This is a genomic window from Hoeflea sp. EC-HK425, from assembly GCF_902498795.1.
In the GTDB taxonomy this organism is placed as follows: Bacteria; Pseudomonadota; Alphaproteobacteria; order Rhizobiales; family Rhizobiaceae; genus Hoeflea; species Hoeflea alexandrii.
On record NZ_LR701572.1, the window covers coordinates 1,887,178 to 1,908,611 of the forward strand.

The 21,434-nt window shown below is 59.8% G+C and carries 35 protein-coding genes and 1 pseudogene; 2 read left to right on the forward strand and 34 right to left on the reverse strand.

Features of this window, described 5'->3' with window-relative positions; genetic code table 11:
- Positions 1–88 precede the first annotated feature (88 nt).
- The gene (locus tag SPHINGO391_RS11880) at positions 89–544 is read left to right on the forward strand and encodes a VOC family protein (RefSeq protein ID WP_152009032.1); all 456 of its coding nucleotides are present in this window, start codon (positions 89–91) and stop codon (positions 542–544) included.
- Positions 545–671: 127 nt separating this feature from the next.
- Here SPHINGO391_RS11880 and rplQ read toward each other — a convergent pair whose 3' ends face one another.
- From rplQ to SPHINGO391_RS12050, 34 genes and pseudogenes are all read right to left on the reverse strand, one after another.
- Positions 672–1,100: a 50S ribosomal protein L17 gene (gene rplQ, locus SPHINGO391_RS11885; protein WP_152009033.1), complete on the reverse strand. Its 429-nt coding sequence runs from the start codon at positions 1,098–1,100 to the stop codon at positions 672–674.
- 45 nt (positions 1,101–1,145) lie between these two features.
- Positions 1,146–2,156, reverse strand: coding sequence for a DNA-directed RNA polymerase subunit alpha (locus SPHINGO391_RS11890; RefSeq protein WP_152009034.1), 1,011 nt, complete (start codon positions 2,154–2,156; stop codon positions 1,146–1,148).
- Between the two features lie 105 nt (positions 2,157–2,261).
- On the reverse strand, positions 2,262–2,651 hold the full coding sequence (gene rpsK / locus SPHINGO391_RS11895) for a 30S ribosomal protein S11 (protein ID WP_152009035.1): 390 nt from the start codon (positions 2,649–2,651) through the stop codon (positions 2,262–2,264).
- 141 nt (positions 2,652–2,792) lie between these two features.
- Positions 2,793–3,161, reverse strand: coding sequence for a 30S ribosomal protein S13 (gene rpsM, locus SPHINGO391_RS11900; RefSeq protein ID WP_152009036.1), 369 nt, complete (start codon positions 3,159–3,161; stop codon positions 2,793–2,795).
- A 345-nt stretch (positions 3,162–3,506) separates the two neighbouring features.
- On the reverse strand, positions 3,507–4,091 hold the full coding sequence (locus tag SPHINGO391_RS11905) for an adenylate kinase (RefSeq protein WP_152009037.1): 585 nt from the start codon (positions 4,089–4,091) through the stop codon (positions 3,507–3,509).
- Positions 4,088–5,428, reverse strand: coding sequence for a preprotein translocase subunit SecY (gene secY, locus SPHINGO391_RS11910; RefSeq protein ID WP_152009038.1), 1,341 nt, complete (start codon positions 5,426–5,428; stop codon positions 4,088–4,090). Before secY ends, SPHINGO391_RS11905 begins: the two co-directional genes overlap by 4 nt.
- Positions 5,429–5,627: 199 nt before the next feature.
- The gene (rplO, locus tag SPHINGO391_RS11915; RefSeq protein ID WP_152009039.1) at positions 5,628–6,110 is read right to left on the reverse strand and encodes a 50S ribosomal protein L15; all 483 of its coding nucleotides are present in this window, start codon (positions 6,108–6,110) and stop codon (positions 5,628–5,630) included.
- 16 nt (positions 6,111–6,126) lie between these two features.
- Positions 6,127–6,327: a 50S ribosomal protein L30 gene (gene rpmD, locus SPHINGO391_RS11920; RefSeq protein ID WP_152009040.1), complete on the reverse strand. Its 201-nt coding sequence runs from the start codon at positions 6,325–6,327 to the stop codon at positions 6,127–6,129.
- Between the two features lie 38 nt (positions 6,328–6,365).
- Positions 6,366–6,926, reverse strand: a complete 561-nt coding sequence (gene rpsE, locus SPHINGO391_RS11925; protein WP_152009041.1) for a 30S ribosomal protein S5 — start codon at positions 6,924–6,926, stop codon at positions 6,366–6,368.
- 45 nt (positions 6,927–6,971) lie between these two features.
- Positions 6,972–7,334 (reverse strand): 50S ribosomal protein L18, encoded by a 363-nt coding sequence (gene rplR / locus SPHINGO391_RS11930; protein ID WP_152009042.1) that lies wholly within the window; start codon positions 7,332–7,334, stop codon positions 6,972–6,974.
- A 12-nt stretch (positions 7,335–7,346) separates the two neighbouring features.
- Positions 7,347–7,880 (reverse strand): 50S ribosomal protein L6, encoded by a 534-nt coding sequence (gene rplF / locus SPHINGO391_RS11935; protein ID WP_152009043.1) that lies wholly within the window; start codon positions 7,878–7,880, stop codon positions 7,347–7,349.
- A 38-nt stretch (positions 7,881–7,918) separates the two neighbouring features.
- Positions 7,919–8,317: a 30S ribosomal protein S8 gene (gene rpsH / locus SPHINGO391_RS11940; RefSeq protein ID WP_152009044.1), complete on the reverse strand. Its 399-nt coding sequence runs from the start codon at positions 8,315–8,317 to the stop codon at positions 7,919–7,921.
- Positions 8,318–8,329: 12 nt separating this feature from the next.
- Entirely contained in the window at positions 8,330–8,635 is a 306-nt protein-coding gene (gene rpsN / locus SPHINGO391_RS11945; protein WP_152009045.1) for a 30S ribosomal protein S14, read from the reverse strand.
- A gap of 33 nt (positions 8,636–8,668) precedes the next feature.
- Entirely contained in the window at positions 8,669–9,223 is a 555-nt protein-coding gene (gene rplE / locus SPHINGO391_RS11950; protein ID WP_152009046.1) for a 50S ribosomal protein L5, read from the reverse strand.
- A complete protein-coding gene (rplX, locus tag SPHINGO391_RS11955) occupies positions 9,216–9,527 on the reverse strand; it encodes a 50S ribosomal protein L24 (protein ID WP_152009047.1) in 312 nt (103 codons plus the stop codon). The genes rplE and rplX overlap by 8 nt, the downstream gene beginning before the upstream one ends.
- A gap of 11 nt (positions 9,528–9,538) precedes the next feature.
- A complete protein-coding gene (rplN, locus tag SPHINGO391_RS11960; RefSeq protein WP_035528307.1) occupies positions 9,539–9,907 on the reverse strand; it encodes a 50S ribosomal protein L14 in 369 nt (122 codons plus the stop codon).
- Between the two features lie 236 nt (positions 9,908–10,143).
- Positions 10,144–10,383 (reverse strand): 30S ribosomal protein S17, encoded by a 240-nt coding sequence (gene rpsQ, locus SPHINGO391_RS11965; RefSeq protein ID WP_152009048.1) that lies wholly within the window; start codon positions 10,381–10,383, stop codon positions 10,144–10,146.
- Positions 10,384–10,395: 12 nt separating this feature from the next.
- The gene (gene rpmC, locus SPHINGO391_RS11970) at positions 10,396–10,596 is read right to left on the reverse strand and encodes a 50S ribosomal protein L29 (protein ID WP_152009049.1); all 201 of its coding nucleotides are present in this window, start codon (positions 10,594–10,596) and stop codon (positions 10,396–10,398) included.
- An 11-nt stretch (positions 10,597–10,607) separates the two neighbouring features.
- Positions 10,608–11,021 (reverse strand): 50S ribosomal protein L16, encoded by a 414-nt coding sequence (gene rplP, locus SPHINGO391_RS11975; protein ID WP_097109094.1) that lies wholly within the window; start codon positions 11,019–11,021, stop codon positions 10,608–10,610.
- Between the two features lie 35 nt (positions 11,022–11,056).
- Complete coding sequence (gene rpsC / locus SPHINGO391_RS11980; RefSeq protein WP_097109093.1) at positions 11,057–11,761, reverse strand: 30S ribosomal protein S3; 705 nt, start codon at positions 11,759–11,761, stop codon at positions 11,057–11,059.
- On the reverse strand, positions 11,761–12,150 hold the full coding sequence (gene rplV, locus SPHINGO391_RS11985; protein ID WP_152009050.1) for a 50S ribosomal protein L22: 390 nt from the start codon (positions 12,148–12,150) through the stop codon (positions 11,761–11,763). Before rplV ends, rpsC begins: the two co-directional genes overlap by 1 nt.
- A gap of 2 nt (positions 12,151–12,152) precedes the next feature.
- Entirely contained in the window at positions 12,153–12,431 is a 279-nt protein-coding gene (gene rpsS, locus SPHINGO391_RS11990) for a 30S ribosomal protein S19 (RefSeq protein ID WP_035528290.1), read from the reverse strand.
- A gap of 15 nt (positions 12,432–12,446) precedes the next feature.
- Positions 12,447–13,283 carry a 50S ribosomal protein L2 gene (gene rplB, locus SPHINGO391_RS11995; protein WP_152009051.1) on the reverse strand — a complete coding sequence of 279 codons (837 nt, stop codon included), beginning with the start codon at positions 13,281–13,283 and terminating at the stop codon, positions 12,447–12,449.
- 39 nt (positions 13,284–13,322) lie between these two features.
- A complete protein-coding gene (locus SPHINGO391_RS12000; protein ID WP_152009052.1) occupies positions 13,323–13,616 on the reverse strand; it encodes a 50S ribosomal protein L23 in 294 nt (97 codons plus the stop codon).
- Complete coding sequence (gene rplD / locus SPHINGO391_RS12005) at positions 13,613–14,233, reverse strand: 50S ribosomal protein L4 (protein ID WP_152009053.1); 621 nt, start codon at positions 14,231–14,233, stop codon at positions 13,613–13,615. The genes SPHINGO391_RS12000 and rplD overlap by 4 nt, the downstream gene beginning before the upstream one ends.
- Positions 14,233–14,937 (reverse strand): 50S ribosomal protein L3, encoded by a 705-nt coding sequence (rplC, locus tag SPHINGO391_RS12010; RefSeq protein ID WP_152009054.1) that lies wholly within the window; start codon positions 14,935–14,937, stop codon positions 14,233–14,235. Before rplC ends, rplD begins: the two co-directional genes overlap by 1 nt.
- A 78-nt stretch (positions 14,938–15,015) precedes the next feature.
- Positions 15,016–15,324, reverse strand: coding sequence for a 30S ribosomal protein S10 (gene rpsJ, locus SPHINGO391_RS12015; protein ID WP_003547547.1), 309 nt, complete (start codon positions 15,322–15,324; stop codon positions 15,016–15,018).
- 72 nt (positions 15,325–15,396) lie between these two features.
- Positions 15,397–15,537, reverse strand: a pseudogene (tuf, locus tag SPHINGO391_RS12020) (elongation factor Tu); the annotation flags it as partial.
- Complete coding sequence (gene tuf, locus SPHINGO391_RS12025; protein ID WP_152009055.1) at positions 15,536–16,699, reverse strand: elongation factor Tu; 1,164 nt, start codon at positions 16,697–16,699, stop codon at positions 15,536–15,538. The gene tuf (SPHINGO391_RS12025) and the pseudogene tuf (SPHINGO391_RS12020), both read right to left, overlap by 2 nt.
- Complete coding sequence (locus SPHINGO391_RS12030) at positions 16,686–16,826, reverse strand: GTP-binding protein (RefSeq protein ID WP_152009056.1); 141 nt, start codon at positions 16,824–16,826, stop codon at positions 16,686–16,688. The genes tuf (SPHINGO391_RS12025) and SPHINGO391_RS12030 overlap by 14 nt, the downstream gene beginning before the upstream one ends.
- 99 nt (positions 16,827–16,925) lie before the next feature.
- Positions 16,926–19,016 (reverse strand): elongation factor G, encoded by a 2,091-nt coding sequence (gene fusA, locus SPHINGO391_RS12035; protein WP_152009057.1) that lies wholly within the window; start codon positions 19,014–19,016, stop codon positions 16,926–16,928.
- 30 nt (positions 19,017–19,046) lie between these two features.
- The gene (gene rpsG / locus SPHINGO391_RS12040) at positions 19,047–19,517 is read right to left on the reverse strand and encodes a 30S ribosomal protein S7 (RefSeq protein ID WP_152009058.1); all 471 of its coding nucleotides are present in this window, start codon (positions 19,515–19,517) and stop codon (positions 19,047–19,049) included.
- A gap of 67 nt (positions 19,518–19,584) precedes the next feature.
- Positions 19,585–19,956 carry a 30S ribosomal protein S12 gene (rpsL, locus tag SPHINGO391_RS12045; RefSeq protein WP_007197105.1) on the reverse strand — a complete coding sequence of 124 codons (372 nt, stop codon included), beginning with the start codon at positions 19,954–19,956 and terminating at the stop codon, positions 19,585–19,587.
- A 468-nt stretch (positions 19,957–20,424) separates the two neighbouring features.
- Entirely contained in the window at positions 20,425–20,679 is a 255-nt protein-coding gene (locus SPHINGO391_RS12050; RefSeq protein ID WP_152009059.1) for a GlsB/YeaQ/YmgE family stress response membrane protein, read from the reverse strand.
- 361 nt (positions 20,680–21,040) lie between these two features.
- Between SPHINGO391_RS12050 and SPHINGO391_RS12055 the strand changes: the two genes are divergently transcribed.
- A complete protein-coding gene (locus SPHINGO391_RS12055) occupies positions 21,041–21,355 on the forward strand; it encodes a transcriptional regulator (protein ID WP_152009060.1) in 315 nt (104 codons plus the stop codon).
- Positions 21,356–21,434: the final 79 nt, after the last annotated feature.

Consider the following 21,434-nt stretch of genomic DNA (forward strand, 5'->3'; position numbering starts at 1 on the left):
CGCGCGGAGAGCGAAGTTGCAAAGGCAACTTGTTCCGTTGCCCTCAACGAGCGGATATGGTCGTCTCATAGACGAGGATGCGAACGCCATGAAACTTGCTCACATCAACCTGGTGGCTCGCGATGCGGACTCGCTCGCAGCCTTCTACATAACTGTGCTGAAATGCGAACTGCTGCGCGCGCCCAGGACGTTGTATGGGGAAACTGTTTCACGAGGCAATGGCCTAGCGGGCTCTGAGATATACACGATCTGGCTCAAATTTCCCGAACTTGAACGTCCGTTTCTGGAAATACACCAGCATAGGGTCTCCCATCATCGCGATCAGCCAAGAGTTAACGAACCCGGCTTCGGTCACCTTGCGTTCCAGATGGAAGATATTGCAGATGCACTTTCCATGATCATCCAAGCTGGCGGGACCCAGATCGGCCAGACCATTGATCTCGGGACATCCGAGAAGCCGTGCTGGATCGCATATGCACGCGATCCGGAAGGAAACATACTTGAGCTTGAGCAAAAGGAAGCGCTGCTACGCGCGCCCAGCTGAGAACCACGTCATGTCGCCAGCCCATTCGGGAGGTATCTAACCAAGGGCGGCGCGAACTCCACAGAATGCAAAAGGCCGAGCGCGCGAAGCACCCGGCCTTTGTCAGTCTCTGCCAGAAGCAGTCCGCTTATGCGGCTTCTTCTTCGCTGGCTGCTTCCAGAGCCACGCGCGCGCGGTCCTTGGCGCCACGGGCGTCAACATCGCGATCAACGAACTCGACAACGGCCATCGGCGCGTTGTCGCCGGTGCGGAAACCGGCCTTCATGATGCGGATGTAGCCGCCGTTGCGGGTGGCGTAACGCGTGGCGATGGTGTCGAACAGCTTGCGCACTGCCTCGTTGTCGCGGATCTGCGAGATCGCCTGGCGGCGGGCATGCAGATCGCCGCGCTTGCCGAGCGTGACGAGCTTTTCGACGATCGGACGGATTTCCTTGGCCTTGGGCAAGGTGGTCACGATCTGCTCATGTTCGATGAGCGAAGCCGCCATGTTGGCGAACATCGCCTTGCGGTGGCTTGAGGTACGGTTCAGCTTGCGACCTGAATTTGCGTGGCGCATGGCTTGTCTCCTTCACATGCAGGCGCACGCCTGCCGTTTGACGGTTTAATACTGGTCTTCGTAACGCTTGGCGAGATCTTCGATGTTTTCCGGCGGCCAGGACGGAACTTCCATACCCAGATGCAGGCCCATGGAAGCCAAGACTTCCTTGATCTCGTTGAGTGACTTGCGGCCAAAGTTCGGAGTCCGGAGCATTTCGGCTTCGGTCTTCTGGATCAGGTCGCCGATATAGACGATGTTGTCGTTCTTCAGGCAGTTTGCCGAACGCACCGACAGCTCCAGCTCGTCGACCTTCTTGAGAAGCGACGGGTTGAAAGCCAGTTCGGCAACGGTTTCCTCGTGAACTTCCTTCTGCGGCTCGTCGAAGTTGACGAAAACGCCGAGCTGGTCCTGAAGAATACGCGCTGCGTAGGCCACGGCATCTTCGCCGCTGACCGAACCATCGGTTTCGATGTTCAGCGTCAGCTTGTCATAGTCAAGAACCTGACCTTCACGGGTGTTTTCCACCTTGTAGGAGCACTTCTTGACCGGCGAGTAGAGGCTGTCGACCGGGATCAGGCCGATCGGTGCATCTTCTGCGCGGTTGCGGTCGGCAGGCACGTAGCCCTTGCCGTTGTTGACGGTGAACTCCATGCGGATTTCAGCGCCCTCGTCGAGCGTGCACAGAACATGCTCGGGGTTGAGGATCTCGATGTCGCCGACGGTCTGGATGTCGCCAGCCTTGACCACACCGGGGCCCTGCTTGCGAACAACCATGCGCTTGGCTTCGTCGCCTTCCATGCGGATGGCGATTTCCTTGATGTTCAGGATGATGTCGGTGACATCTTCGCGAACGCCCGGGATGGAGGAGAATTCATGCAGCACGCCGTCGATCTGCACCGCGGTGACGGCAGCGCCACGCAGCGAGGACAGAAGCACGCGACGCAGGGCATTGCCCAGGGTCAGACCAAAGCCGCGCTCGAGCGGTTCGGCTACCACGGTCGCCTTGGTGCGGCCCGAGGTGTTGAACTCGACCTTGCTGGGCTTGATCAATTCCTGCCAGTTTTTCTGAATCATATCTGTTGCCTTCCTGTTGCCGCACCATCCAATCGTGCGGCCAAGTGAGAAGAGGATCAAACGGGCGCAGGCAAGGCCCGGCCCGTTGAGAAAACCGCCAGTCTGTTAGACGCGGCGCTTCTTGCGCGGGCGGCAGCCATTGTGCGGGATCGGTGTCACATCACGGATCGAAGTGATGGTCAGGCCGGCAGCCTGGAGCGCGCGGAGTGCCGACTCACGGCCCGAACCGGGGCCGCAGACTTCAACTTCCAGCGACTTCATGCCGTGTTCCTGAGCCTTCTTGGCAGCATCTTCAGCGGCCATCTGGGCGGCAAACGGCGTCGACTTGCGCGAGCCCTTGAAACCCTTGGAGCCAGCAGATGACCACGAGATGGCATTGCCCTGCGCATCGGTGATGGTGATCATCGTGTTGTTGAAGGACGAGTTGACGTGGGCTACGCCCGACGAGATGTTCTTGCGTTCGCGCCGTTTGACGCGTGCGGCTTCCTTGGCCATGATTTTTCCTTTCGAGATATCAGCACCGCCGTAGCACCAGCGGCTCCACCGGGATGCGCCTCAACGCCAGCCCCAACCTTAAAGCGGTGGTCGTCAGAACCACCGCTCCGGTTTCGGGACCGCCGCCCAGGCGAAGCCCAATTACTTTTTCTTGCCAGCAATCGCCTTTGCCGGACCCTTGCGGGTACGGGCATTGGTGTGGGTCCGCTGACCGCGGACCGGCAGGCCACGACGATGGCGCAGGCCGCGGTAGCAGCCCAGATCCATCAGACGCTTGATGTTCATCGAATTCTCGCGGCGCAGATCGCCCTCGACCTGGTAGTCGCGGTCGATGGTTTCGCGGATCTGCAGCACTTCGGCGTCAGAAAGCTGATTGACGCGGCGCTCCAGCGGAATGCCGACCTTTTCGACGATTTCCTGGGCAAACTTGTTGCCAATGCCGTGGATGTAAGTCAGCGCGATGACGACGCGCTTGTTCGTCGGAATGTTTACGCCAGCTATGCGGGCCATGTGCTTCTCCATGTGGGCCGGGACAGATCTGATCTGGCCGGCGGGTTATCGTTGACCCGCGTCCGGTGGAGGCCGGCCCTTGCGGGGTAGTCTGTACCGAAACCGACCTGCCCGGCTGGGCACTGCGGCTGCGGATGCGTCGCAACCCGACACACTAAAAGCGACCAGAGCCGTATCCTCAAGCCTTCGAGGAGACGCGCCGGTCGCTGGAATGTCGCGAGTTGAGCGGGTCTTAGCGGAACAGCAAGGCTTTCGTCAACCTCTGCGCTGTCCTATTTTACGCAAACTTGACGCCCGGTGGGCGGCCAGACCTGTTCGAGCCGCCCGCCGGACTGTCAAATCATCTTACAGAGAAGCCAGAACGGCCTCGATTTCCTCTGTCACCGCGTCGATGGCGAGCATGCCGTCCACCGTGCGCAGCGCCCCCTTGGCATAATAATAGCCCGTCAGTGGCGCGGTCTTCTTGTAATACTCGCGCAGACGCTCCTCGAACACTTCCGGGTTATCGTCCTTGCGCACCGGCTGCCCCGCGGCTGCAGCTTCCTCGGCCCGCTTGACGATACGGCCCACAAGCGCCTTGTCGTCGACCAGGAGTTCAATGACCGAATCAAGCTTCATGCCCTTGGCATTGAGCATGGCTTCCACCGCGTCGGCCTGAACCAGTGTGCGCGGATAACCATCGAGAATGAAACCACGGGCGCAGTCGGGTTGATCAATGCGTTCGGAGACAATCGCATTGACGATATCATCGGAGACCAGCTCGCCGGCATCCATGACTGCCTTGGCGCGCTTGCCGACTTCCGTACCGGCCGTCACCGCAGCGCGCAGCATATCGCCCGTCGACAGTTGCGGAATGCCGTGTTTTTCGACCAGACGCTGCGCCTGGGTCCCCTTGCCCGCACCCGGCGGTCCCAAAAGTATTAGCTTCATCGTCCCTTCTTGCCTCCCCGAAGTTTGGACTTCTTGATCAACCCTTCATACTGCTGGGCAATCAGATGTCCCTGAATCTGCGCAACCGTGTCGAGCGTCACCGAGACGACGATCAGAAGCGACGTACCACCCAAATAGAACGGAACGCCAGTCTGCGCGATTAGAAATTCGGGTAAGAGACAGACAAAAATCAGATACATGGCGCCAACCACCGTGATTCGCGTCAGCACGAAGTCGATGTACTCAGCGGTCCGCTCGCCGGGGCGGATGCCCGGGATAAAGCCGCCGTGGCGCTTGAGATTGTCGGCAGTGTCCTTCGGATTGAACACGATCGCGGTGTAGAAGAAGGCAAAGAAGCCGATCATCAGCGCATAAAGAGCCATGTAGGCCGGCTGGCCGTGGCCGAGCGACGCCAGCAGGGTCGAGGCCCAGCCCGGAAGATCGCCGGTATTGGCGAAGCCCGCGATGGTTGCCGGCAGAAGCAGCAGCGACGAGGCAAAGATCGGCGGGATCACGCCGGCAGTGTTGAGCTTGAGCGGCAGGTGCGACGTGTCGCCCTGGAACATCCGCGAACCGACCTGGCGCTTGGGGTACTGGATCAGCAACTGCCGCTGGGCCCGTTCGATGAACACGATGAAAGCGATGACGGCAATTGCGACGATGATAACAGCAATGATCAGGCCGGTGGAAAGCGCGCCGGTGCGGCCGAGTTCCAGAGTGCCGGCAACGGCGCTCGGCAGGGCTGCAACGATGCCCGCGAAGATGATCAGCGAAATACCGTTGCCGATACCGCGTGCCGTAATCTGCTCGCCGAGCCACATCAGGAACATGGTACCGCCGACAAGCGTGATGACGGTGGCGATGCGGAAGAACCAACCCGGATCGGTGACGATGTTGGTGCCGGACTCCAGACCGACGGCGATACCGTAGGCCTGTACAGTACCAAGCAGCACGGTGCCGTAGCGGGTGTACTGGTTGATGATCTTGCGTCCCTGCTCGCCCTCTTTCTTGAGCTGCTCGAGCGTGGGAATGACCGACGTCATCAACTGGATGATGATCGAGGCCGAAATGTAGGGCATGATGCCGAGCGCGAAGATCGCCATGCGCTCGACGGCGCCGCCGGCAAACATGTTGAAAAGGCCGAGAATGCCGCCGGCCTGGCCCTGGAAGGCCTGCGCGAAGGCTTCCGGATTGATGCCGGGAAGCGGGATGTAGGTTCCGAGGCGATACACCAGAAGTGCGCCAAGCGTGAACCAGATACGCTTTTTGAGATCTTCCGCCTTGGCGAAAGCTCCGAAGTTCAAATTGGAAGCGAGTTGTTCGGCTGCAGATGCCATTGCGTTCTCCGCGCGGCCCATCCGGCGCCTGATGAACCCGATCATCTCCGGAGGGTCTGAGTTGGTTTCACCGGACGTTGCGGCCTGACCGGATCAACCGTGCCTGGCGCCTGCCCCAGCCGACGCGGCCTGGCGCGACGACTGATCCCATATGGGATGAAAACCGCCCGATGTGAAGCACCGGGCGGTCAAAAACTTGTTATTCTTCGGTCGCTGCCGGAGCCGAAGCGAGAAGCTTGATCGAGCCGCCGGCCTTTTCGACCTTTTCGATGGCTGTGCGCGAGGCACCTGCGACTTCAAGCGTCAGCTTGGCCTTGAGTTCGCCGTCGGCGAGGAGCCGGACACCGTCCTTGGTGCGGCGGATGACGCCGGCAGCCTTGAGTGCTGCAACATCAACGGTCGCCTTGCCATCAAGCTTGCCCGCATCGATCGCAGTCTGAATACGGCCAACCGACACGACGTTGAAGTCGGACGAGAAGATGTTGTTGAAGCCGCGCTTGGGCAGACGACGGTAAATCGGCATCTGGCCGCCTTCAAAACCGTTGATGGCGACGCCGGAACGGGACTTCTGCCCCTTGACGCCACGGCCACCGGTCTTGCCGGAACCCGAACCGATACCGCGACCTACGCGCTTACGGTTCTTGGTTGCACCTTCGTTGTCGGTGATCTCATTGAGTTTCATGACAGTTCACTCCCACTCACTTCTCGTCGACAACGCGAACGAGGTGGCTCACCGAGCGGATCATGCCACGAACGGACGGAGTGTCCTCGAGGGTCCGGCGGCGGTGCATCTTGTTGAGGCCCAGGCCGATCAGCGTCTGACGCTGAACGTTGGGACGGCGAATCGGGCTGCCGATCTGTTCGACGGTGACCGTCTTGCCCTTTTTATTGTCAGCCATGGTCTTGGCTCCCTTATACGATAAAGGCGGACGCCCGATTACTCTTCGGCACCGGCGGTTACACCGCGGCGTTCCTGGAGCGTGGAGTACTTCATGCCGCGCTGCGAAGCGATGTCCTTGGGGTGCATCTGGTTCTTCAGCGCGTCAAAGGTGGCACGGACCATGTTGTACGGGTTGGAAGACCCCGTCGACTTGGCCACAACATCCTGCATGCCGAGCGTTTCGAAAACAGCACGCATCGGACCACCGGCGATGATACCGGTACCGGGCTTGGCAGCACGCAGGAGCACCTTGCCGGCGCCGTGACGGCCGTGCACATCATGGTGCAGGGTGCGGCCCGAGCGAAGCGGGACGAAAATCAGATCGCGCTTGGCCGACTCAGTCGCCTTGCGGATCGCTTCCGGCACTTCGCGTGCCTTGCCGTGACCGAAGCCAACGCGACCCTTCTGGTCTCCGACAACCACCAGGGCTGCAAACCCGAAACGGCGGCCGCCCTTGACGACCTTGGCAACGCGGTTGATGTGTACGAGCTTGTCGACGAATTCGCTGTCGCGCTCTTCGTCTCTACCGCGGTTGTCGCGGCGACCTTCCTTGGCCATTGTCCTGTTCCTTATTCTTTTCCGGAATCAATCGGCTGGTTCTGATTAGAAGCTCAGACCGCCTTCGCGGGCTGCTTCGGCGAGGGCCTTGATGCGGCCGTGATAAATGAATGCACCACGGTCGAAAACGACTTCGGTAACGCCGGCCTTGACCGCGCGCTCCGCAACCAGTTTTCCAACTGCTGCAGCAGCAGCCACATCGGCACCCGTCTTGAGGTCGGCGCGCAGGCCGGCATCAAGCGTTGATGCGGCGGCAAGCGTGCGGCCTGCCGCATCGTCGATAACCTGAACATAGATGTTCTTCGACGAGCGATGTACCGACAGGCGTGGACGGCCATTGGCCACCGCTTTGATCTGGCGACGTACCCGGTCGGAACGACGCGTAAGGGATTGTTTCCTGCTAGCCATTTCGCGTCTTCCTTACTTCTTCTTGCCTTCTTTGCGGACAATCCGCTCTTCAGCATACTTCACGCCCTTGCCCTTGTAGGGCTCGGGGCTCCGGTAGGCGCGGATTTCCGCAGCAACCTGGCCCAGCACCTGCTTGTCGATGCCGGTGATGACGATTTCCGTCGGCTTCGGGCAAGCGATGTTGACGCCCTTTGGAGGCTGGTAGACGACATCGTGGCTGAAGCCGAGTGCCAGCTGCAGGTTCTGGCCCTGCATGGCGGCACGATAGCCGACGCCGTTGATTTCGAGCTTGCGCTCGTAGCCGTCCTTCACCCCTGTCAGGATGTTGGAAACCATGGTGCGCGACATGCCCCACTTGGAGCGGGCGTCCTTGGAGTTATCCACGGGCGTGACAACAATCGCGTTGTCTTCAAGCTTGAGCGACACTTCGTCGTTAGCAACGAAGGACAGCTCACCCTTGGGACCCTTGGCGACCACTGTCTGGCCGTCGATCGTCGCGGTGACGCCGGCGGGGACTGGGACGGGCTTTTTACCGATACGAGACATTGTTCAACCTGTCTGTTCGAGTTGGAGATCCTGCGCGATCAGAAGATCGAGCAGAGAACCTCACCACCAACATTGTGCTCGCGCGCAACATGATCGGCCAAAACGCCCTTCGGAGTCGAAAGGATCGTGATGCCGAGACCGTTGGCGACCTGCGGAATGGACTTAACGGAGACGTACACGCGACGGCCCGGCTTGGAGACGCGGGCGATCTCGCGGATCACCGGTGCGCCTTCGTGGTACTTGAGCTCGATGCTCAGCTCGGACTTGCCGTTGTCGTATGCAACTTCGGTGTATCCGCGGATATAGCCTTCGGCCTGCAGCACATCGAGCACGCGGGCGCGCAGCTTGGAAGCGGGCGTCGACACCGAGGACTTACGGCGAGCAACGCCGTTGCGGATGCGGGTGAGCATATCACCCAGTGGATCAGTCATTGCCATGTTGCGTGCTCCTTACCAGCTCGACTTGACCAGGCCGGGCACCTTGGCCAGCGACCCGAGTTCACGCAATGCGATACGCGACATGCCCAGCTTGCGGTAGAACGCACGCGGACGGCCGGTAACTTCGCAACGATTGCGAACGCGGATCTTGGATCCGTTGCGCGGCATTTCGGCCAGTTTCAGGGTTGCACGGAAGCGTTCCTCGATCGGAAGCTCCTGATTTTGTGTGATCGCCTTGAGTGCGGCGCGCTTTGACGCGTCGCGTGCGACCAGCTTGCGGCGGCGCTTGTTCTTTTCGATTGCGCTGACTTTCGCCATGATCAGATATCCTTTTTACGAATGCCGTTACGATTACTGGCGGAAGGGGAAGTTGAACTCTTTCAAAAGAGCCCGTGCTTCGTCGTCCGTCGGTGCCGTCGTACAAACGATGATGTCCATGCCCCAGATCTGATCAACCTTGTCGTAGTTGACCTCCGGAAACACGATGTGCTCCTTGATGCCCATGGCGAAGTTGCCACGGCCGTCAAAGCTCTTCGGGTTCAGGCCGCGAAAGTCACGAACGCGCGGAAGCGCGATGGTGATCAGGCGGTCCATGAATTCAAACATGCGGTTGCCGCGCAGCGTCACCTTGGCGCCGATCGGCATCTGCTCACGAAGCTTGAAGCCTGCGATCGAGTTGCGGGCGCGGGTGATGACCGGCTTCTGGCCGGCGATCGCTGCGAGATCCTCAGCCGCGATTGCGGGCTTCTTGGAGTCCGCGGTCGCTTCACCAACACCCATGTTGATGACGATCTTGTCGAGGCGCGGGATCTGCATCTCGTTTGCGTAGGCAAACTGCTCCTGCATCGCCTTGCGAATACGCTCGACATAATCCTTCTTGAGCCGTGGCTCGTACTTATCAGCCATCGATGACCACTCCCGAACGCTTTGCCACGCGCACCTTCTTCTCGCCCTCGATGCGGAAACCGACGCGAGTCGGCTTGCCGTCCTTCGGATCGGCAATCGCCAGGTTGGAGAGGTGAAGCGAAGCTTCCTTGTTGATAATGCCGGCTTCCTGGGTCTGGGTCTGGCGCTGGTGGCGCTTGACCATGTTCAGACCACGGACAATCGCACGGTCTTCCTTCGGCATCACAGCCAGGACTTCGCCAGAACGGCCCTTGTCCTTGCCGGTCAGAACGACGACCTTGTCGCCTTTGCGGATCTTTTGCATCGGTTCGTTCCTTACAGCACTTCGGGAGCCAGGGAGATGATCTTCATGTGGCTCTTGGCGCGCAATTCGCGCGGAACCGGTCCGAAGATACGGGTGCCGATCGGCTCTTTCTTGTTGTCGATCAACACAGCCGCGTTCCGGTCGAACCGGATGACGCTGCCGTCGGCGCGACGAATGTCCTTGGCTGTCCGAACGACAACCGCCTTCATCACATCACCCTTCTTGACGCGGCCGCGCGGAATGGCCTCCTTGATCGAGACGACAATGATGTCGCCGATGGAAGCATATTTCCGCTTGGAACCGCCCAAAACCTTGATGCACATGACACGACGAGCGCCGGAATTATCCGCGACGTCGAGGTTTGTCTGCATCTGAATCATATCAGGCCGCCTTCTTGTTGTTACCGGCACGGTTGGGCGGAAAGGCCCCCTATGCCAGCTTAGGAATCAATTCTTTTTGTGCGCGGGAAGGATGTTGCCAAGGTGGTTTCCCCGAAAGGACCTTCCATGCGCTGAAAGCAGAAGAACGCCCGTTTCCGGGGCGTTCTGCGCCAATGGCCTGCTTCATACAGGATTCTCGGCGTGGCGCAAGTGCCCTCGCCTCAAAACCTATTCATTCAAGCCTGGACGGTCTCGATGACTGTCCAGCGTTTGTCCTTGGAAATGGGCGCGCATTCCTGGATGGAAACCTCATCGCCCACTTTGTACTGGTTGTTTTCGTCGTGTGCCTTGTAGTTCTTGGTGCGACGAACGATCTTGCGCATGACCGGATGCGCGAAACGGCGTTCCACCCGGACCACTACGGTCTTCTCGTTCTTGTCACTGACAACAGTGCCCTGCAGAATGCGTTTTGGCATTTTCTTCGGTCCTTAGGCCTTGGATTCGGCCGCCTTCTGGCGGGCAATAGTCTTGATCCGAGCGATATCGCGGCGAACTTGCTGAACGCGCGATGTCTTTTCGAGCTGGCCGGTAGCGCCCTGGAAACGCAGGTTGAACTGCTCTTTCTTCAGCTTGGCGAGCTCATCATTGAGTTGGTCGACGCTCAAGGCGCGAACATCAGCGGCTTTCATGATCCGTCTCCTTACTCTGCGATGCGCTGTACGAAGCGGGTCTTGACCGAAAGCTTGGCTGCGCCGAGACGCAGGGCTTCACGGGCGAGTTCCTCGCTGACACCGTCGATTTCGAACATGATACGGCCGGGCTTGACCTTTGCAGCCCAGTAATCGACCGAACCCTTGCCCTTACCCATGCGGACTTCCGTCGGCTTGGACGTGACCGGCACGTCCGGGAAGATGCGGATCCACACACGCCCGGCACGCTTCATGTGACGGGTGATGGCACGGCGGGCGGCTTCGATCTGGCGCGCATTGACGCGGTCAGGCTCTTGTGCCTTCAAGCCGTAGGAACCGAAATTCAAGTCCGAGCCGCCCTTGGCGACGCCCTTGATGCGGCCCTTGAACTGCTTGCGGTACTTGGTACGCTTTGGCTGCAACATTGTCTAATTCTCCGAATTATCTGCCTGGCGCAAAATCAGGCGTTTTCGCGCCGGCGATTGCCGCCAGAAGCGTCGCCTTCAGTGGCGCGACGTTCAGACGCCATTGGATCATGCTCGAGGATTTCGCCCTTGAAGATCCAGACCTTCACACCACAAATCCCGTAAGCGGTCTTTGCTTCCGCGGTGCCGTAATCGATGTCGGCGCGCAGGGTATGAAGCGGAACCCGGCCCTCGCGGTACCATTCGGTACGGGCGATTTCCGCGCCGCCGAGACGGCCGCCGCAGGTGATCTTGATGCCTTCTGCGCCAAGACGCATGGCCGACTGGACCGAACGCTTCATGGCGCGGCGGAACGCGATGCGGCGCTCCAGCTGCTGGGCGATCGACTGGGCAACCAGGGTTGCGTCAACTTCGGGCTTGCGCACTTCAACGATGTTGAGGTGTGTTTCCGAGTTGGTCATTTCCGACAGCTTGCGGCGCAGCTTTTCGATGTCCGCACCCTTCTTGCCGATGATCAGGCCAGGACGGGCAGCGTGGATCGTGACGCGGCACTTCTTGTGCGGGCGCTCGATAACGACCTTGGAAATGCCGGCCTGCTTGAGTTCGGCCAGAAGATACTTGCGGATCTTCAGGTCTTCGTGAAGCAGCTTGCCGTATTCGGCATTGTCGGCGAACCAACGGCTGTCCCAGGTACGGTTAATGCCGAGGCGGAAACCGATTGGATTGATTTTCTGACCCATTAGGCGGCCTCCCCTTTGGCTTCCACTTCACGCACCACGATGGTGAGGTGAGCGAACGGCTTCTCGATGCGCGAAGAGCGACCGCGGCCGCGGGCATGGAAACGCTTCATGACGATCGACTTACCCACGTAAGCCTCGGCAACAACCAGCGAGTCGACATCGAGATCGTGGTTGTTTTCGGCGTTTGCGATTGCGGATTCAAGCGTCTTCTTGACGGTCGAAGCGATGCGCTTGCGCGAAAACTCAAGCTCGGCCAGCGCCTTGTCAACCTTCTTGCCGCGAATGAGGGCAGCGACCAGGTTGAGCTTCTGCGGGCTGATGCGAAGCGTGCGGGCTATTGCCTGCGCTTCGTTGGTCTTGAGCCGGCGTTCGGTTTTTGCCTTGCCCATGGTTACTTCCTCTTCGCTTTCTTGTCGGCGCCGTGGCCATAATAGGTCCGCGTCGGGGAATATTCGCCAAACTTCTGGCCGACCATGTCCTCGGACACGTTGACCGGAATGTGCTTGCTTCCGTTGTAGACGCCGAACGTCAGGCCGACGAACTGCGGCATGATGGTGGAGCGGCGGCTCCAGGTTTTGATCACTTCATTGCGGCCGCCTTCGCGAACCTTCTCAGCCTTCTTGAGAAGATAGCCGTCAACAAACGGACCTTTCCAAACTGAACGAGCCATTGGAGACTTCCTCTCTTACTTCTTGCGCTGGTGGCGCGAGCGCATGATGAACTTGTCGGTCGACTTGTTCGAGCGCGTGCGCTTGCCCTTGGTCGGCTTGCCCCATGGGCTGACCGGATGACGACCGCCGGATGTACGGCCTTCGCCGCCGCCGTGCGGGTGGTCGACGGGGTTCATCGCAACACCGCGAACATGCGGGCGCTTGCCCTTCCAGCGGGAGCGGCCTGCCTTGCCGTCGTTGATGTTGAGGTGGTCGGGGTTGGATACCGCGCCAACGGTGGCAAGGCATGCACCCTGAACCAGACGCTGCTCACCCGAGTTGAGACGCAGGATCGCCATGCCCTGGTCGCGGCCGACCAGCTGGGCGTATCCGCCTGCCGAGCGGGCGATCTGACCACCCTTGGCCGGCTTCATCTCGATGTTGTGGACGATCGTACCGACCGGCATGAACTGAAGCGGCATGCAATTGCCCGGCTTCACGTCAACCGCCTTGTCCGACGAGATCACCTTGTCGCCTGCAGTCAGACGCTGCGGCGCGAGAATGTAGGACTTCTCGCCATCGGCATAGGTGATCAGCGCAATGAATGCGGTCCGGTTCGGATCGTATTCCATCCGCTCAACGGTGGCTTCAACGCCGAACTTGCGACGCTTGAAATCAACCATGCGGTAGGTGCGCTTGTGACCGCCACCGATCGACTGTGCGGTAACACGGCCGGCGTTGTTGCGGCCGCCCTTGCTGTGAAGCCCCTGGGTCAGCGACTTGACCGGCTTTCCGCGATGAAGACCCGAACGATCAACGATGACCAGCTGGCGCTGGCTCGGGGTCGTCGGATTGTAACTTTTCAGTGCCATTTTCCTGTTCCCTTTTGGGGGCTTGCTTCCGCGCGGCCCTTACAGACCGGTGGAGACGTCGATCGACTGACCTTCGGCAAGCGTCACATACGCTTTCTTGACGTCGGTCTGGCGACCGGCGATGCCACGGAAACGCTTGGTCTTACCCTTGCGTACCAGCGTGTTGACAGCCGTTACCTTGACACCGAACAGCGCTTCGACAGCAGCCTTGATCTCAGGCTTGGAAGCACGTCGGGCAACATTGAAGACAACCTGGTTCTGATCGGACACCAGCGTCGACTTTTCGGTGATCGCCGGCGAGACGATCACATCATAGTGGCGAAGATCCGTCATTTGAAGCGCTCCTCCAGAGCAGCGACAGCGTCCTTGGACAAGACAAGCTTGCCGCGGCGCAGGATGTCGTAAACATTGATGCCGTGGACCGGCAGCACATCCACGTTCGGAATGTTCTTGGCCGCAAGGCGGAAATTCTGGTCAAGCTCGGCGCCGCCGATAAACAGCGCGTTGGTCAGACCCAGCTTCGACAGCGAACCTGTCAGCGCCTTGGTCTTGGCCTCGGCTGCGGACAGATTGTCGACAACGATGATGTCGGACGACATTGCCTTGGCCGACAGCGCATGACGCAGGGCAAGCGCACGAACCTTCTTGGGAAGGTCATGAGCGTGGCTGCGAATGACCGGACCGTGGGCCCGGCCACCACCGCGGAACTGCGGGGCGCTTGCAGCGTGGTGACGGGCGCGGCCCGTTCCCTTCTGCTTGAACATCTTGGCGCCGGTGCGGGCCACTTCGGAACGGCCGAGGGTCTTGTGACCGCCCTGCTGCTTCTTGGCGAGCTGCCAACGCACGATGCGCTGGATCAGGTCCTGGCGCGGCTCGAGACCGAAGATCGCATCGGAAAGCGAAATCTTTCCTGCGTCCTTGCCCTCGAGAGTGGTGACGGTGAGATCCATTATTCGGCTCCCTCATTCGATACGGTGGCTGCAGCGCGGATGGCTGCAGGAAGAGGCGCATCAGCCGGGATGCCGGACTTGACGGCGTCACGAACGACGATCCAGGTGCCCTTGGAACCCGGTACCGCGCCCTTGATCAGGATCAGACCACGGTCGGCATCGGTCGAGACAATTTCGAGGTTCTGCGTGGTCACGCGGGTCTGACCCATGTGACCAGCCATCTTCTTGCCCTTCCAGACCTTGCCCGGATCCTGGTTGGAACCGGTCGAGCCGTGCGAACGGTGCGAAACCGATACACCGTGGGTGGCGCGAAGACCGCCAAAGCCGTGACGCTTCATGGCGCCCGCAAAGCCTTTACCCTGTGTGATGCCGGAGACATCGACCAGCTGGCCGGCAACGAAGTGCTCGGCAGTGATCTCGGCACCGACATCGATCATGTTGTCCGAGCTCACGCGGAACTCGACCAGCTTGGCCTTGGGTTCGACATTGGCGATGGCGAAGTTGCCGCGCATGGCCTTGGACGTATTCTTAACCTTGGCAACGCCGGCGCCGAGCTGAACGGCGGTGTAGCCGTTCTTCTCTTCGGTCCGCTGGGCCACCACCTGGCAGTTTTCCAACCGCAGGACGGTTACGGGGACATGCTCGCCGGCGTCGTTGTAGACCCGCGTCATTCCCAACTTTTGTGCAATCACACCTGAACGCATCGGTTCAATCCTCTTGAGATGAGCCTGTCGGGGCCTAGCCCCTTCATGCCTCGTTCCCTGTCTTCAAGGCTCAGGGCCTTAAAGCTTGATTTCCACATCTACACCTGCAGCGAGATCCAGCTTCATGAGCGCATCTACGGTCTGCGGGGTAGGATCAACAATATCGAGAAGGCGCTTATGAGTGCGCATCTCGAACTGCTCGCGGCTCTTCTTGTCGATGTGCGGCGACCTGTTGACAGTGAATTTTTCGATCCGTGTCGGCAGCGGCACCGGGCCACGTACGCTTGCGCCGGTCCGCTTTGCCGTCGACACGATTTCACGCGTGGAGGCGTCAAGGATCCGGTGGTCAAACGCCTTGAGGCGGATGCGGATGTTCTGGCCGTTCATTCGACTTGTCCTTGCTTGTGTGAGAACCGCATGGTCCGGGAGACCCGGACCATGCGCCCTGACCCAGTTTTGTTACTCGATGATCGTAGCGACGATGCCGGCGCCGACGGTGCGGCCGCCTTCGCGGATGGCGAAGCGCAGCTTCTCTTCCATCGCGATCGGCACGATCAGCGAAACTTCAGCCGAGATGTTGTCGCCCGGCATCACCATTTCAGGCGACGATGCCGGCGCCGACGGTGCGGCCGCCTTCGCGGATGGCGAAGCGCAGCTTCTCTTCCATCGCGATCGGCACGATCAGCGAAACTTCAGCCGAGATGTTGTCGCCCGGCATCACCATTTCAGTGCCTTCCGGCAGCGTCACGATGCCCGTCACGTCGGTCGTGCGGAAGTAGAACTGCGGACGGTAGTTGGTGAAGAACGGCGTGTGACGGCCACCCTCTTCCTTGGTCAGGATGTAGGCTTCCGCGGTGAACTTGGTGTGCGGCTTGACCGAACCGGGCTTGCACAGAACCTGACCACGCTCGACGTCCTCACGGCCAACGCCACGAAGCAGTGCGCCGATGTTGTCGCCGGCCTGGCCCTGGTCGAGCAGCTTGCGGAACATTTCAACGCCGGTGCAGGTCGTCTTCTGGGTGTCGCGGATACCGACAATCTCGATTTCCTCGCCAACCTTGACAACGCCACGCTCGACACGGCCGGTCACAACGGTGCCGCGGCCCGAGATCGAGAACACGTCTTCGATCGGCATCAGGAACGGCTGGTCGATCGGACGCTCAGGGGTCGGGATGTAGTCGTCAACGGTCTTCATCAGAGCGCGGATCGCGTCTTCGCCCTGGGCCTTGTCGCCATCGTTGAGCGCCACAAGCGCCGAGCCCTTGGTGATCGGAATATCGTCGCCCGGGAAGTCGTAGGACGAAAGCAGCTCGCGCACTTCCATCTCGACGAGCTCGAGCAGCTCCTCGTCGTCGACCTGGTCGACCTTGTTGAGGAACACGACCAGCGAAGGAACGCCAACCTGACGGGCAAGCAGGATGTGCTCGCGGGTCTGCGGCATCGGGCCATCGGCAGCCGAGACCACCAGGATCGCGCCGTCCATCTGCGCCGCACCGGTGATCATGTTCTTCACATAGTCGGCGTGGCCGGGGCAGTCGACGTGGGCGTAGTGACGCGCTTCGGTCTCATACTCGACGTGAGCCGTCGAGATGGTGATGCCGCGGGCCTTTTCTTCCGGCGCTGCGTCGATCTGGTCGTAGGCCTTGAAGTCACCGAAATACTTGGTGATCGCAGCCGTCAGCGATGTCTTGCCGTGGTCAACGTGACCAATCGTGCCGATGTTTACGTGCGGCTTGTTGCGCTCGAACTTACCCTTTGCCATCGTAGGCCTTGAAGTCACCGAAATACTTGGTGATCGCAGCCGTCAGCGATGTCTTGCCGTGGTCAACGTGACCAATCGTGCCGATGTTTACGTGCGGCTTGTTGCGCTCGAACTTACCCTTTGCCATCTTCGGCTCTCCATTCTCTTCAGCCCATTACGAGCAATTTACAGTTTCGGTCTCCGGTCCGGGCCGCGTCTTCAGACGCCGGCACGGCAGTCCGGCAAATTATGCGTATTTCGCCTGGATCTCCTGGGAGACATTCGACGGCACGGCCGCGTAGTGATCAAAGACCATCGAGTACTGCGCACGGCCCTGGGACATGGAACGCAGCGTATCGACGTATTTGAACATGTTGGCCAGCGGAACGTGGGCATCGATGACCACGGCAATTCCGCGCATTTCCTGGCCCTGGATCTGGCCGCGGCGTGAGTTCAGGTCACCAATCACGTCACCGACGTAATCTTCCGGTGTCACAACCTCGACCTTCATGATCGGCTCGAGCAGCTGCGGGCCCATGAACTTCGAGTTCTCGCGGAAGCAGGCGCGACCGGCGATTTCGAAGGCGAGGACGCTCGAGTCCACATCGTGGTAGGCGCCGTCGATCAGGGTTGCCTTGATGCCGAGCATCGGGAAGCCAGCAAGCGGCCCGGAATTCATCACGCTGTCGATGCCCTTCTGGACACCCGGGATGTATTCCTTGGGCACCGAACCACCAACAATCTTCGATTCGAAGATGAACTCTTCGGTCTCGTCGTTCGGCTCGAAACGGATCTTGACGCGGGCGAACTGACCCGAACCACCCGACTGCTTCTTGTGGGTGTAATCGGCCTCGTAAGCCTTGGTGATCGATTCGCGGTAGGCGACCTGCGGAGCACCGACATTGGCCTCGACCTTGAACTCGCGACGCATACGGTCAACGAGGATGTCGAGGTGCAACTCACCCATGCCCGCGATGATCGTCTGGCCGGACTCCTCGTCGGTCTTGACGCGGAACGAAGGATCCTCGGCAGCCAAGCGGTTGAGCGCGAGGCCCATCTTTTCCTGGTCGCCCTTGGTCTTCGGCTCGATGGCGATCTGGATCACCGGCTCGGGGAATTCCATGCGCTCGAGGATAACCGGCTTGAGCGGATCGCAAAGCGTATCACCCGTGGTGGTTTCCTTGAGACCTGCAAGCGCGACGATGTCGCCTGCGAATGCTTCCTCGATGTCCTCACGGGAGTTCGAGTGCATCTGCAGCATGCGGCCGACGCGCTCACGCTTTTCCTTGACCGTGTTCTGAACCGACGAGCCCTTCTCGAGCTTGCCGGAATAGATGCGGGCGAAGGTGAGCGAACCAACGAACGGGTCGTTCATGACCTTGAAGGCCAGCATCGACAGCGGCGCATCATCGGATGCTGTACGCGTGGTCTCTTCTTCAGTCTTGACGTCGATGCCTTCAATGGCAGGAACGTCAATCGGGCTCGGCAGGTATTCGACAACGGCGTCGAGCAGCGGCTGAACACCCTTGTTCTTGAAGGCGGAGCCGCAGAACATCGGGAAGAACTGCACGGCAATCGTGCCCTTGCGGACCAACGCACGGATCTCGTCATTGTCAGGCATTTCGCCTTCCAGATAACGCTCCATCGCAGCTTCGTCGGCCTCGACCACGGTCTCGATGAGTAGTTCGCGGTATTCCTCTGCCTTCTCCTTGAGATCGGCAGGGATTTCAACCACGTCCCACTGCGCGCCGAGCGACTCGTCGCGCCAGACAATCGCATTCATCTCGATCAGATCGACAACACCCTTGAATTCCGTTTCAGCGCCGATCGGCAGCTGCATGACGACAGGGGTTGCGCCAAGCCGGGACTTGATCATCGACACGGAGCGATAGAAATCGGCGCCGGTCTTGTCCATCTTGTTGCAGAAGATCATGCGCGGGACGTTGTACTTGTCGGCCTGGCGCCAGACAGTCTCGGTCTGCGGCTCAACACCGGCATTGGCGTCGAGCAGCGCAATCGCGCCATCAAGCACGCGCAGCGAACGCTCGACTTCAATGGTGAAGTCAACGTGGCCGGGAGTGTCGATGATGTTGAAACGGCACATCTTGCCGGTACGGCCCTTCCAGAAAGTGGTGGTCGCAGCAGAGGTGATCGTGATGCCACGCTCCTGCTCCTGCTCCATCCAGTCCATGGTGGCTGCACCATCATGCACTTCGCCGATCTTGTGCGACTTGCCGGTGTAGTAAAGAACACGCTCGGTGGTCGTGGTCTTGCCGGCGTCGATATGCGCCATGATGCCGAAGTTACGGTAGTCTTCGATTGCGTATTCGCGGGCCATCTTGAATGCCTTTCGAGAACGGTTCTTTGATTACCAGCGGTAATGCGAGAATGCGCGGTTGGCGTCGGCCATCTTGTGGGTGTCTTCCCGCTTCTTGACCGCGCTGCCGCGATTGTTGGCCGCATCCATGAGCTCGCCCGAAAGGCGCTCGATCATGGTGGTCTCGTTGCGCTTGCGCGCAGCGGCGATCAGCCAGCGAATGGCAAGAGCCTGACGGCGCTCGGGGCGCACATCGACCGGCACCTGATAGGTTGCACCACCGACGCGACGCGAGCGGACTTCCACGTGCGGCGCGACATTGTCGAGAGCCTGATGAAACTGGGCGACCGGCTCCGACTTGGAACGCGTTTCAACCTGATCAAGGGCACCATAGACGATCTGCTCGGCAACTGATTTCTTGCCGTGCATCATGATGGCGTTCATGAACTTGGTGATGACCAGATCGCCGAACTTCGGGTCCGGGTTGATCTCACGCTTCTCTGCACTGTGACGTCGTGACATGCTTTTCGTCTTTCAACTGATGGGTCGAAACGGATTGCCGCGCACCCCGCGCGGCAGCCCGACACAATTACTTCGGACGCTTGGCGCCGTATTTCGAACGACGCTGCTTGCGGTTTTTGACGCCCTGGGTGTCGAGAACGCCGCGGATGACGTGGTAACGCACACCCGGAAGGTCCTTCACGCGGCCGCCGCGGATCATGACCACGGAGTGTTCCTGAAGGTTATGCCCCTCACCCGGGATATAGCCGATCACTTCATAGCCGTTGGTCAAACGGATCTTTGCAACCTTACGAAGCGCCGAGTTCGGCTTCTTCGGGGTCGTGGTGTAAACGCGGGTGCAAACACCGCGCTTCTGCGGATTCTGCTCCAGCGCGGGAACCTTGTTGCGCTTTACCGGCGCCTGGCGCGGCTTGCGGATCAGCTGGTTTACAGTTGGCATGTAACCATCCCTTTAGAATTCATGTTTCGCCCTCTCAGGCACCATGCCCGCAAACCGTATGCGCAAAACGAGGGCCGGATCCGGTTTTGCCGGAGGGCCCAAAAAAGCAGAGGACACAATAGGCCGTGTCATGCGTGCAGCATTGTCAGTTCACAGTGCAGTAAGAAACCGTGTTTGAGACAAGTTCCAGGACGTGTCGTCCCGAAGAAAAGCGCCTCACATCGGTCTCGGTGGCCGGTAACTACTGATTTCCCCGCATGACGTCAAGGCCATGGGCGAAATAATCGTCACCATCGGCTGACAGGGGCTCCGCGGCGCAAAGGCGCGAAAGAAAATTGCGGCGCGTCGGGGCATCCGCGGAGATTCATTGCCCGCCTAGCCCATCGCGGTCCTTGCACTACCAGTTTTTCTGCCGGCGGCAACCGATGGATCGGCGCGTCGGGCGAATCTCCCCAGAAGAATCGGGAATCAGCGCTTTCGAACCAGTCCGATGAGAAACAGCAGAATCACGGCACCGATGGTGGCGTGGATGATGGAACCAACGATTCCGCCGCCAATCGACACGCCGACCATCGGCAGGACCAGACCGGCGACGAAGGCTCCGACAATGCCGACCACCATGTTGCCGATCAGGCCAAAGCCAAAGCCTTTCATGATGATACCGGCAAGCCAGCCGGCGACGGCGCCAATGAGAAGAAAAACAATCAGACCCTGAATACCCATGATGTACCTCTCCGTACTGAAAGCCCGTACTGCTCGCGGGAAGACAATCACTGTGCAGCCCCATACGAGACTGAGCGCATGTCTCTGCGAGGCCTGTGCTTCACCGCACTTTTCATGGAAACATGAATAACATCGGCCATCAACCCGGCTTCAGCTCTCCCCAATCATCTCGGCCCACATTTGGTGCGTGAAAGACTGGTCGGGGCTTCCTGCCTCGCCAGATATCGGCACGCGTGTTCATTCAGACTGTCGTTCCAGCGGCAAACCGGGAACAGGGCAGTAAATCCCCTGCCCGGCGTTGTGTTTGCGCGGATCGCATGGGAATAAGTCGTTCAAACACCGACCCTGAAAGGATGGCCAGATGAATTCAGACAATGACAATGCCCGGGATGGCGGCGACGCGGCGACGATCTTCATCATTATCGGCCAGGTCAGCCAGGAAAAGGGCGGCGACATGGCGCCGGTCCATGTCATGCTGGCGGCCCCCGACGAGGACACCGCCGTCCGGCTTTGCCTTGACGCGCTTTCCGCCAAAGGATTTGCCGAAGCGGACCTCGACCAGATCGGGTTGATGCAGGGCATGCCGGATGAAGAGCCGCATGCCTCGGCCTATCAGGGTGCGCTTGAGGGCGAAGTCGCAGTCATTGCCTTCGACCAGTCCGGCAACGGACGCTGAACCAAGCTGAAACATCCGAGCCTGGCGCCTGTTTCCATTCCCGCAACGCAAAAGGCCGCCCCGAAAGGCGGCCTTTTTT

Excerpts from the sequence above, each read along its gene's own strand:
- SPHINGO391_RS11880 (WP_152009032.1), top strand. The coding sequence starts at position 89 with ATGAAACTTGCTCACATCAACCTGGTGGCTCGCGATGCGGACTCGCTC.
- rplQ (WP_152009033.1), bottom strand. The coding sequence starts at position 1,100 with ATGCGCCACGCAAATTCAGGTCGCAAGCTGAACCGTACCTCAAGCCAC.
- SPHINGO391_RS11890 (WP_152009034.1), bottom strand. The coding sequence starts at position 2,156 with ATGATTCAGAAAAACTGGCAGGAATTGATCAAGCCCAGCAAGGTCGAG.
- rpsK (WP_152009035.1), bottom strand. The coding sequence starts at position 2,651 with ATGGCCAAGGAAGCCGCACGCGTCAAACGGCGCGAACGCAAGAACATC.
- rpsM (WP_152009036.1), bottom strand. The coding sequence starts at position 3,161 with ATGGCCCGCATAGCTGGCGTAAACATTCCGACGAACAAGCGCGTCGTC.
- SPHINGO391_RS11905 (WP_152009037.1), bottom strand. The coding sequence starts at position 4,091 with ATGAAGCTAATACTTTTGGGACCGCCGGGTGCGGGCAAGGGGACCCAG.
- secY (WP_152009038.1), bottom strand. The coding sequence starts at position 5,428 with ATGGCATCTGCAGCCGAACAACTCGCTTCCAATTTGAACTTCGGAGCT.
- rplO (WP_152009039.1), bottom strand. The coding sequence starts at position 6,110 with ATGAAACTCAATGAGATCACCGACAACGAAGGTGCAACCAAGAACCGT.
- rpmD (WP_152009040.1), bottom strand. The coding sequence starts at position 6,327 with ATGGCTGACAATAAAAAGGGCAAGACGGTCACCGTCGAACAGATCGGC.
- rpsE (WP_152009041.1), bottom strand. The coding sequence starts at position 6,926 with ATGGCCAAGGAAGGTCGCCGCGACAACCGCGGTAGAGACGAAGAGCGC.
- rplR (WP_152009042.1), bottom strand. The coding sequence starts at position 7,334 with ATGGCTAGCAGGAAACAATCCCTTACGCGTCGTTCCGACCGGGTACGT.
- rplF (WP_152009043.1), bottom strand. The coding sequence starts at position 7,880 with ATGTCTCGTATCGGTAAAAAGCCCGTCCCAGTCCCCGCCGGCGTCACC.
- rpsH (WP_152009044.1), bottom strand. The coding sequence starts at position 8,317 with ATGGCAATGACTGATCCACTGGGTGATATGCTCACCCGCATCCGCAAC.
- rpsN (WP_152009045.1), bottom strand. The coding sequence starts at position 8,635 with ATGGCGAAAGTCAGCGCAATCGAAAAGAACAAGCGCCGCCGCAAGCTG.
- rplE (WP_152009046.1), bottom strand. The coding sequence starts at position 9,223 with ATGGCTGATAAGTACGAGCCACGGCTCAAGAAGGATTATGTCGAGCGT.
- rplX (WP_152009047.1), bottom strand. The coding sequence starts at position 9,527 with ATGCAAAAGATCCGCAAAGGCGACAAGGTCGTCGTTCTGACCGGCAAG.
- rplN (WP_035528307.1), bottom strand. The coding sequence starts at position 9,907 with ATGATTCAGATGCAGACAAACCTCGACGTCGCGGATAATTCCGGCGCT.
- rpsQ (WP_152009048.1), bottom strand. The coding sequence starts at position 10,383 with ATGCCAAAACGCATTCTGCAGGGCACTGTTGTCAGTGACAAGAACGAG.
- rpmC (WP_152009049.1), bottom strand. The coding sequence starts at position 10,596 with ATGAAAGCCGCTGATGTTCGCGCCTTGAGCGTCGACCAACTCAATGAT.
- rplP (WP_097109094.1), bottom strand. The coding sequence starts at position 11,021 with ATGTTGCAGCCAAAGCGTACCAAGTACCGCAAGCAGTTCAAGGGCCGC.
- rpsC (WP_097109093.1), bottom strand. The coding sequence starts at position 11,761 with ATGGGTCAGAAAATCAATCCAATCGGTTTCCGCCTCGGCATTAACCGT.
- rplV (WP_152009050.1), bottom strand. The coding sequence starts at position 12,150 with ATGGGCAAGGCAAAAACCGAACGCCGGCTCAAGACCAACGAAGCGCAG.
- rpsS (WP_035528290.1), bottom strand. The coding sequence starts at position 12,431 with ATGGCTCGTTCAGTTTGGAAAGGTCCGTTTGTTGACGGCTATCTTCTC.
- rplB (WP_152009051.1), bottom strand. The coding sequence starts at position 13,283 with ATGGCACTGAAAAGTTACAATCCGACGACCCCGAGCCAGCGCCAGCTG.
- SPHINGO391_RS12000 (WP_152009052.1), bottom strand. The coding sequence starts at position 13,616 with ATGACGGATCTTCGCCACTATGATGTGATCGTCTCGCCGGCGATCACC.
- rplD (WP_152009053.1), bottom strand. The coding sequence starts at position 14,233 with ATGGATCTCACCGTCACCACTCTCGAGGGCAAGGACGCAGGAAAGATT.
- rplC (WP_152009054.1), bottom strand. The coding sequence starts at position 14,937 with ATGCGTTCAGGTGTGATTGCACAAAAGTTGGGAATGACGCGGGTCTAC.
- rpsJ (WP_003547547.1), bottom strand. The coding sequence starts at position 15,324 with ATGAACGGCCAGAACATCCGCATCCGCCTCAAGGCGTTTGACCACCGG.
- tuf (WP_152009055.1), bottom strand. The coding sequence starts at position 16,699 with ATGGCAAAGGGTAAGTTCGAGCGCAACAAGCCGCACGTAAACATCGGC.
- SPHINGO391_RS12030 (WP_152009056.1), bottom strand. The coding sequence starts at position 16,826 with ATGGCAAAGGGTAAGTTCGAGCGCAACAAGCCGCACGTAAACATCGGC.
- fusA (WP_152009057.1), bottom strand. The coding sequence starts at position 19,016 with ATGGCCCGCGAATACGCAATCGAAGACTACCGTAACTTCGGCATCATG.
- rpsG (WP_152009058.1), bottom strand. The coding sequence starts at position 19,517 with ATGTCACGACGTCACAGTGCAGAGAAGCGTGAGATCAACCCGGACCCG.
- rpsL (WP_007197105.1), bottom strand. The coding sequence starts at position 19,956 with ATGCCAACTGTAAACCAGCTGATCCGCAAGCCGCGCCAGGCGCCGGTA.
- SPHINGO391_RS12050 (WP_152009059.1), bottom strand. The coding sequence starts at position 20,679 with ATGGGTATTCAGGGTCTGATTGTTTTTCTTCTCATTGGCGCCGTCGCC.
- SPHINGO391_RS12055 (WP_152009060.1), top strand. The coding sequence starts at position 21,041 with ATGAATTCAGACAATGACAATGCCCGGGATGGCGGCGACGCGGCGACG.